Consider the following 7,669-nt stretch of genomic DNA (forward strand, 5'->3'; position numbering starts at 1 on the left):
GAATGGCAGTCTTGACGACGCGGCGCGCCTGCTCGAAGAGAGCGGCGGCGTCGTCAAGACTGCCATTCTGCTCGCCGCCGGCGCTGCCAACGCCGACGCGGCCGAGAAGATACTGGAAGGAGCGGGCCAGAAGCTTCGGCCGGCGCTTTCCGCGATCGAGGGGAGCAAGCGGCGCTAGCCTCTGTTCTCATCAGAACCGAACCTGAAAAAGGTCAACAGGGAGACTGAAGATGACGACCAAACTACTGACGGCCCTTCTGCTCGGCACGAGCATTCTCGGCACCACCGGGATGGCTCTGGCCGACGACGTAACGCTCAACATCGAGAGCTGGCGCGGCGACGACCTGACCATCTGGAAGGACAAGCTGATCCCGGCCTTCGAGGCCAAGAACCCCGGCATCAAGGTGGTGTTCGCGCCCTCGGCACCGACCGAATATGACGCAGCCCTCGGCGCCAAGCTCACCGCCGGCTCGGCGGGCGACCTGATCACCTGCCGCCCGTTCGACAAGTCGCTCGAGCTGTTCAAGAAAGGCAACCTTGCCGACCTCAGCTCGCTGCCCGGGATGGACAACTTCTCGCCCGTCGCCAAGGCCGCCTGGCAGACCGACGACGGCAAGTCGAGCTTCTGCGTGCCGATGGCCTCGGTCATCCACGGCTTCATCTACAACAAGGACGCCTTCGACAAGCTCGGCCTCAAGGTGCCGACCACGAATGAAGAGTTCTACGCCGTGCTCGACAAGATCAAGGCCGACGGCACCTACATCCCGATGGCTATGGGCACCAAGGACCTCTGGGAAGCCGCGACCATGGGCTACCAGAACATCGGCCCAAACTACTGGAAGGGCGAGGAAGGCCGCGCGGCCCTGATCAAGGGCGAGCAGAAGCTGACCGATCCGCAGTGGGTCGAGCCTTACAAGGAACTGGCCAAGTGGAAGCCCTATCTGGGCGACGGCTTCGAGGCGCAGACCTATCCGGACAGCCAGAACCTGTTCACGCTCGGCCGCGCCGCCATCTATCCGGCCGGTTCGTGGGAGATCGGCCTGTTCAACACGCAGGCGCAGTTCAAGATGGGCGCCTTCCCGCCGCCGGTGCAGAAGGCCGGCGACACCTGCTACATCTCCGACCATACCGACATCGGCATGGGCCTGAATGCGGCATCGAAGCATCCGGAAGAAGCCAAGAAGTTCCTGTCCTGGGTCGCCTCGCCGGACTTCGCCACCATCTACGCCAACGCGCTGCCGGGCTTCTTCAGCCTGAACAGCACGCCGGTGAAAATGGAAGACCCGCTGGCGCAGGAATTCGTCTCCTGGCGCGGCAAGTGCAAGTCGACGATCCGCTCGACCTACCAGATCCTGTCGCGCGGCACGCCGAACCTCGAGAACGAGACCTGGGTTGAATCGGCCAACGTGATCAACGGCACCGACACGCCGGAAGCCGCGGCCAAGAAGCTGCAGGACGGCCTCGACAGCTGGTACAAGCCGGCGAAGTAATCTTTGCCATCGAGCCGGCCGGGCGCACGCCCGGCCGGCATTCGGACCGTTCTTAGATAGCGATTGTCGGCGCCGCCTCTCGGTCTTACCCTCTCACCTTGCGGGGAAGACGGAGCCGCGCAGTCGCTGGCCTTGTCCTCCCCTGATGGGGACAATCAGGCCGTGCATCGAGGCATCAGCTAGCATCATCCGACCTGGAACCGAGAGACGGCGGAGACCGAAACTCATGGCCGCACAAACACGACCGAAAAGACCGATCCGCTGGCATATCGGCGTCTTCCTGGCGCCGGCTGTGCTCGTCTACACCGCGGTCATGATCCTGCCGCTGTTCGGCACGCTGCAGCTCTCCTTGTTCCGCAACATCGAGCAGTCCCAGGTCTTCGTCGGGCTGGGCAATTTCCGCACGCTGTTCGGCGACCCCAACTGGTCGGTGAATTTCTGGAATGCGCTCAGGAACAACGTCTGGTTCTTCATCATCCACATGCTGGTGCAGAACCCGATCGGCATCCTTTTGGCGGCGCTTCTTTCCAGCCCGAGGCTCAGGTTTGCCGCCTTCTATCGCACGGCGATCTTCGTGCCGACGATCCTGTCCTTCGTCATCGTTGGCTTCGCCTGGAAGCTGATCCTGTCGCCGATCTGGGGCGTGGCGCCGCATCTGCTCGACTTCGTCTGGCTGAAGAGCCTGTTCACACCGTGGCTCGGCAAGGAGCAATATGCGCTCACCGCGCTCAGCCTTGTCTCGGTCTGGCAGTTCGTCGGCATTCCGATGATGCTGATCTATGCCGCGCTACTGTCGATCCCCGATGAAGTGATCGAGGCGGCCGAATGCGACGGCGTCACCGGCATGGCGCAGTTCTGGAAGATCAAGCTGCCGCTGATCCTGCCATCGATCGGCATCATCTCGATCCTGACCTTCGTCGGCAATTTCAACGCCTTCGACCTGATCTACACCGCGCAAGGAGCGCTCGCCGGGCCGAACTATTCGACCGACATCCTCGGCACCTTCCTCTACCGCGCCTTCTTCGGCTTCCAGCTCCAGGTCGGCGACCCCAACATGGGCGCGGCGATCGCCACGATGATGTTCCTGATCATCCTTGCCGGCGTCTGCGTCTACCTGTTCCTCGTCCAGACGCGCCTGCGTCGGTATCAGTTCTGAGGCGCACCATGAGCACCGCAACACATTCGCTTCCCCGCACCATCGGCGCCCATGCCGTCCTTTTGACCTACACGGTGATCGCGCTGTTCCCGGTGATCCTGGTCATCATGAATTCGTTCAAGTCGCGCGCGGGCATCTTCGGCGCGCCGCTGACGCCGCCGACGCCGAAGACCTTCGACCTGATCGGCTACACCACCGTGTTCGGACAGGGCGACTTCTTCCACTATTTCCAGAACAGCCTCGTCGTCACCGTCGCCTCGCTGTTTTTCGTGCTTCTGTTCGGGGCGATGGCGGCGTTCGCGCTGTCGGAATACCGCTTCCGCGGCAACACCATGATGGGCCTCTATCTCGCGCTCGGCATCATGATCCCGATCCGCCTTGGCACCGTCGCCATCCTGCAGTTGATGGTGGCAAGCGGGCTGGTTAACACGCTGACGGCGCTGATCCTGGTCTACACGGCGCAAGGCCTGCCGCTCGCCATCTTCATCCTGTCCGAATTCATGAAGCAGGTGTCCGACGACCTGAAGAACGCCGGACGCATCGACGGGCTGTCGGAATACACGATCTTCTTCCGCCTGGTGCTGCCGCTGGTGCGCCCGTCCATGGCAACCGTCGCCGTCTTCACCATGATCCCGATCTGGAACGATCTGTGGTTCCCGCTGATCCTGGCGCCGTCGGAAGAGACCAAGACGGTGACGCTCGGCGCGCAGCTCTTCCTCGGCCAGTTCGTCACCAACTGGAACGCGATCCTGGCGGCGCTGTCGCTGGCGATCCTGCCGGTGCTGATCCTCTACGTCATCTTCTCGCGGCAGCTGATCCGCGGCATCACGTCGGGAGCGGTGAAGTGAGCCGTAACAACCAGTTCGCGATAGGGCTGCGCTTCACCCCACCCGGCGCTGCGCGCCGACCTCCCCATCGAGGGGGGGTAGAAGGTTGCCGCTCTATTCTCGACCGCCCCTGGTTTCAGTTCAGAGCAGCCTCTTCGGCAGGGATGTTCACGCCAACGCCCTACCTCCCCTTGATGGGGAGGTCGGCGCGAAGCGCCGGGTGGGTTGACACCCTCTCAAGAGAAAGTGGAGCAGTCAGATGAGCGATAAACCACCCCTTCGCGTCGTCGTCGCAGGCCTCGGCAATATGGGCCGCAGCCATGCGCTCGCCTATCACACCAATCCGGGCTTCGAGATCGCGGCGCTGGTCAATCGTTCCGATGTGCCGCTGCCCGACGGGCTTGCCGGCTATGGCATCCGGCGCTCCTTCGAAGACGCGCTGCGCGACGAGAAGCCCGATGTGGCTGCGATCGCCACCTATTCCGACAGCCACGCCGACTACGCGGTGCGGGCATTCGAGGCGGGCTGCCATGTCTTCGTCGAGAAGCCGCTGGCAACGACGGTGGCGGATGCACAGCGCGTCGTCGACGCCGCCAAGGCCAACAGCAGGAAGCTGGTGATCGGCTACATCCTGCGCCACCATCCGTCCTGGGTGCGGCTGATCGCCGAGGCGCGCAAGCTCGGCGGCCCCTACGTCTTCCGCATGAACCTCAACCAGCAATCCTCCGGCCATACCTGGGAGACGCATAAGCAGCTGATGCGGACGACCTCGCCGATCGTCGATTGCGGCGTTCACTATCTCGACGTGATGCTGCAGATCACCGACGCCAGGCCGGTCGAGGTGCGCGGCATGGGCGTGCGGCTGACCGACGAGGTGGCGCCCCCGATGTATAATTACGGCCATCTGCAGGTGCTGTTCGAGGATGGCTCGGTCGGCTGGTATGAAGCCGGTTGGGGTCCGATGATTTCGGAGACCGCCTTCTTCGTGAAGGACGTGATGTCGCCCAAGGGCTGCGTGTCGATCGTGATGAAGGAGGGCGTAAGATCCGACGACATCGACACTCACACCAAGACCTCGACCATTCGCCTGCACAGCGCCGCGATCGGACCGGACGGCAGGTTCGCCAAAGAGGACGAATTGCTGTCGATGGAGGGCGAACCGGGGCACCAGGAGCTCTGCGACCGCGAACAGGCCTTCCTGCTCAAGGCCATCCGCGAGGACATCGACCTCACCCGCCACATGGAAGACGCGGTGAAGTCGCTCGCGGTTTGCCTCGCCGCCGACGAGAGCGTGCGCACCGGCGCGCCAATCAAACTCTAGAACAAGGACGAAGCCGTGGGCTCGCTGAACATCGAGAACGTGAAGAAGGCCTTCGGGCCGGTTGAGGTGCTGAAAGGCATCGACCTCGAGGTCAATGACGGCGAGTTCGTCGTCTTCGTCGGTCCGTCCGGCTGCGGGAAGTCGACGCTGCTGCGCGTGATCGCCGGGCTGGAGGATTCGACCTCGGGCCGGGTGCTGATCGATGGCGACGACGTCTCCGTCACGCCGCCGGCAAAACGCGGCATCGCCATGGTGTTCCAGACCTATGCGCTCTACCCGCACCTGACGGTGAAGAACAATATGGGCCTCGGCCTGAAGCAGGCCGGCACGCCTTCGGCGGAGATCGACCGCCGCATCAAGATCGCTTCCGCCATGCTGTCGCTCGAGCCTTATCTTGAGCGCCGGCCGGCGGAACTGTCGGGCGGGCAGCGCCAGCGCGTCGCCATCGGCCGCGCCGTGGTGCGCGAGCCAAAATTGTTCCTCTTCGACGAACCGCTGTCGAACCTCGACGCCGCGCTGCGCGTCAACACCCGCCTGGAGATCGCGCAACTGCACCGGCGGCTGAAGGCGACGATGATCTACGTCACCCACGACCAGGTCGAGGCGATGACGCTGGCCGACAAGATCGTCGTGCTCAACGCCGGCCGCATCGAGCAGATCGGCAGCCCGATGGAGCTCTACAATTCGCCGGCCAATGATTTCGTCGCCGGCTTCATCGGCTCGCCGAAGATGAACTTCATCGACGGTGCCAAACTGGGCGAGACGGCCAAGACCGTCGGCGTGCGGCCGGAACATCTGACCGTCGATGCCAAGTCCGGCGCCTGGAAAGGCACGGTGGTGCATGCCGAGCATCTCGGCGCCGACACCAACCTCTATCTCGACTGCGAGAAGGCGGGGCTGCTCACGGTGCGCATTTTCGGCGTCTACAATGCCGAGCCGGGCGCGACGCTCTACGCGACCCCGGATCCGGCCAAGACCTACCGGTTCGGAGCGGATGGGAAGGTCCTGAAGGAAAGCCCGGGACTTCCTTGATACGTACTTCTCGAGGGTTCGAGTTGCCGCCATTGTGGTGGCAACCAAGGAGCCGTCCTGAACCACTCAGCTCAGGGGAATGTCGTTGTCGGCCTTGCTTGCCTGGTAGGCGTCTGACAGCGCGTCATAGCGCGCCGAGATATTCCCGATGCGCGCCTCAAGCCGCTTGCGCGAGGCTTCGGGCAAGGCCCGCACCAGCCGCCGGATCGAAAAGCTCTTCCAGTAGGCGTTCTCGGTGTTGTAGCCGCCGGGGTCGAGGGTGAAGACCTCCTTCAGGATCTTGAGGTCGTGCGGGATGGCAAAACTGTCGCGCGAGTCCTCGTGGCTGAAGAGGTAGTAGAAATTGTCGAAGCCGGTCCAGGTGATCGCCGACAGGCAGAGCGAGCAAGGCTCGTGCGTGGCCAGGAACAGTGCATCCTTGGTGTCGATGCGCTCGGCTTTGGGCATTTCGTAGAAGCGCTTCAGGCAATGCACCTCGCCGTGCCAGAGCGGGTTTTCGATCTCGTTGTTGGTCTCGGCGAGCACCAGCGAGCGGTCGCTTTTCCTGAGAATCGCTGCGCCGAACAGCTTGTTGCCATGGGCAACGCCTTCGGCCGTCTTCGGCACGATATCGTGCTCGATCACGTCGAGCAGGCGGTCGATCAGCGAAATGTCGGTCATGAGAAACTCTTCAGGGGAGGTGGATCTCGTAAGGGTGCGAAAAATAGCACTCCTCGAGGTTGGAGCCGTCGCCGCCGCGGTCGACGATGAGGAAATCCTGCTCCGCGCCGATCGGCGTCAGCACACCGTGCCAGAGGTTGCGCCGATAGTTGATGCCTTGGCCGGGCGCGGTGATGAAGGCATGCGGCTCGCCCGGACCGTCCTTGGTGTCATGGCAGACGACGACCAGGAACGGGCGCGGCGACAGCGGGATGAAAGCCTGGCTGCCGAGCGGATGGCGCTCGACCATGGTGAGCTTCAGCGGCATCTCGTAGGGCGTGCCGCGCACCATCGAGATCAGCACGCGCGCGTTCGGCCCGGTGGCCTCGGCAGTGGCGAGATCATGGTAGCGCATCGCCTTGCCGCCGTTGATCGGATAGCGGTTGTGGCCGCCCATGTCGATGACGTCGCCGAACGGCGCGAATTCTTCGCGCGTCAGCGGCCGGGCGACGATGCGGGTCACCGCGCGCGATCCCCAAGGCCGGCGCCGCCAAGCTTGGCATGCCGGTTGACGTCCTTGTAGAGCAGGTAGCGGAAGTTGCCGGGGCCGCCGGCATAGCAGGCCTGCGGGCAGAAGGCGCGCAACCACATGAAGTCGCCGGCCTCGACCTCGACCCAGTCCTGGTTCAGGCGGTAGACGGCCTTGCCTTCGAGCACATAGAGCCCGTGCTCCATGACATGCGTCTCGGCAAACGGAATGACCGCGCCGGGCTTGAGCGTGACGATGGTGACGTGCATGTCGTGACGCATGTCGGCCGGGTCGACGAAGCGTGTCGTCGCCCAGCGGCCCTCGGTGCCGGGCATCGGGCTCGGCGCGATCTGCTGCTCGTTGGTGAAGAAGGCTTCCGGCACATCGAGGCCGTCGATCGCTTCATAGGCCTTGCGGATCCAGTGAAAGCGCACCGCGTCGCCACTCTCGTTGCGCACCGTCCAGCCGCTTGATGGCGGCAGGAAGGCAAAGCCGCCCGGGCGGAGCACATGCTTCTTGCCGGCAAGCGAGACGGCGAGCTCGCCCTCGACGACGAACAGCACGCCTTCGGCCCCGGCGTCGAGCTCAGGCCGGTCGCTGCCGCCGCCGGGCAGAACCTCGACGATGTATTGCGAAAACGTCTCGGCGAAGCCCGAGAGCGGCCTTGCGATGATC

At 63.8% G+C, this 7,669-nt stretch carries 8 protein-coding genes; 5 read left to right on the forward strand and 3 right to left on the reverse strand.

Annotated features, from left to right (window positions below; all coding sequences use genetic code 11):
• The first annotated feature begins 230 nt into the window (after positions 1 to 230).
• From EOA38_RS21860 to EOA38_RS21880, 5 genes are all read left to right on the forward strand, one after another.
• Positions 231 to 1,490: an ABC transporter substrate-binding protein gene (locus tag EOA38_RS21860; RefSeq protein ID WP_127300225.1), complete on the forward strand. Its 1,260-nt coding sequence runs from the start codon at positions 231 to 233 to the stop codon at positions 1,488 to 1,490.
• A gap of 226 nt (positions 1,491 to 1,716) precedes the next feature.
• A complete protein-coding gene (locus tag EOA38_RS21865; RefSeq protein ID WP_127300226.1) occupies positions 1,717 to 2,646 on the forward strand; it encodes a sugar ABC transporter permease in 930 nt (309 codons plus the stop codon).
• 8 nt (positions 2,647 to 2,654) lie between these two features.
• Positions 2,655 to 3,494, forward strand: a complete 840-nt coding sequence (locus EOA38_RS21870) for a carbohydrate ABC transporter permease (RefSeq protein ID WP_127300227.1) — start codon at positions 2,655 to 2,657, stop codon at positions 3,492 to 3,494.
• A 238-nt stretch (positions 3,495 to 3,732) separates the two neighbouring features.
• Positions 3,733 to 4,794 (forward strand): Gfo/Idh/MocA family oxidoreductase, encoded by a 1,062-nt coding sequence (locus EOA38_RS21875; protein WP_127300228.1) that lies wholly within the window; start codon positions 3,733 to 3,735, stop codon positions 4,792 to 4,794.
• Between the two features lie 15 nt (positions 4,795 to 4,809).
• Positions 4,810 to 5,826: an ABC transporter ATP-binding protein gene (locus EOA38_RS21880; protein ID WP_127300229.1), complete on the forward strand. Its 1,017-nt coding sequence runs from the start codon at positions 4,810 to 4,812 to the stop codon at positions 5,824 to 5,826.
• Between the two features lie 66 nt (positions 5,827 to 5,892).
• Here EOA38_RS21880 and EOA38_RS21885 read toward each other — a convergent pair whose 3' ends face one another.
• The 3 genes from EOA38_RS21885 to EOA38_RS21895 all read right to left on the reverse strand — a co-directional run.
• Positions 5,893 to 6,486, reverse strand: a complete 594-nt coding sequence (locus EOA38_RS21885) for a nucleoside deaminase (protein WP_127300230.1) — start codon at positions 6,484 to 6,486, stop codon at positions 5,893 to 5,895.
• A 10-nt stretch (positions 6,487 to 6,496) separates the two neighbouring features.
• The gene (locus tag EOA38_RS21890; protein WP_127300231.1) at positions 6,497 to 6,988 is read right to left on the reverse strand and encodes an ureidoglycolate lyase; all 492 of its coding nucleotides are present in this window, start codon (positions 6,986 to 6,988) and stop codon (positions 6,497 to 6,499) included.
• A partial coding sequence (locus EOA38_RS21895) for a bifunctional allantoicase/(S)-ureidoglycine aminohydrolase (RefSeq protein WP_127300232.1) occupies positions 6,985 to 7,669 on the reverse strand: 685 nt, incomplete at its 5' end. The genes EOA38_RS21895 and EOA38_RS21890, both read right to left, overlap by 4 nt.

The sequence above is a fragment of the Mesorhizobium sp. M1E.F.Ca.ET.041.01.1.1 genome, from assembly GCF_003997355.1.
Taxonomy (GTDB): Bacteria; Pseudomonadota; Alphaproteobacteria; order Rhizobiales; family Rhizobiaceae; genus Mesorhizobium.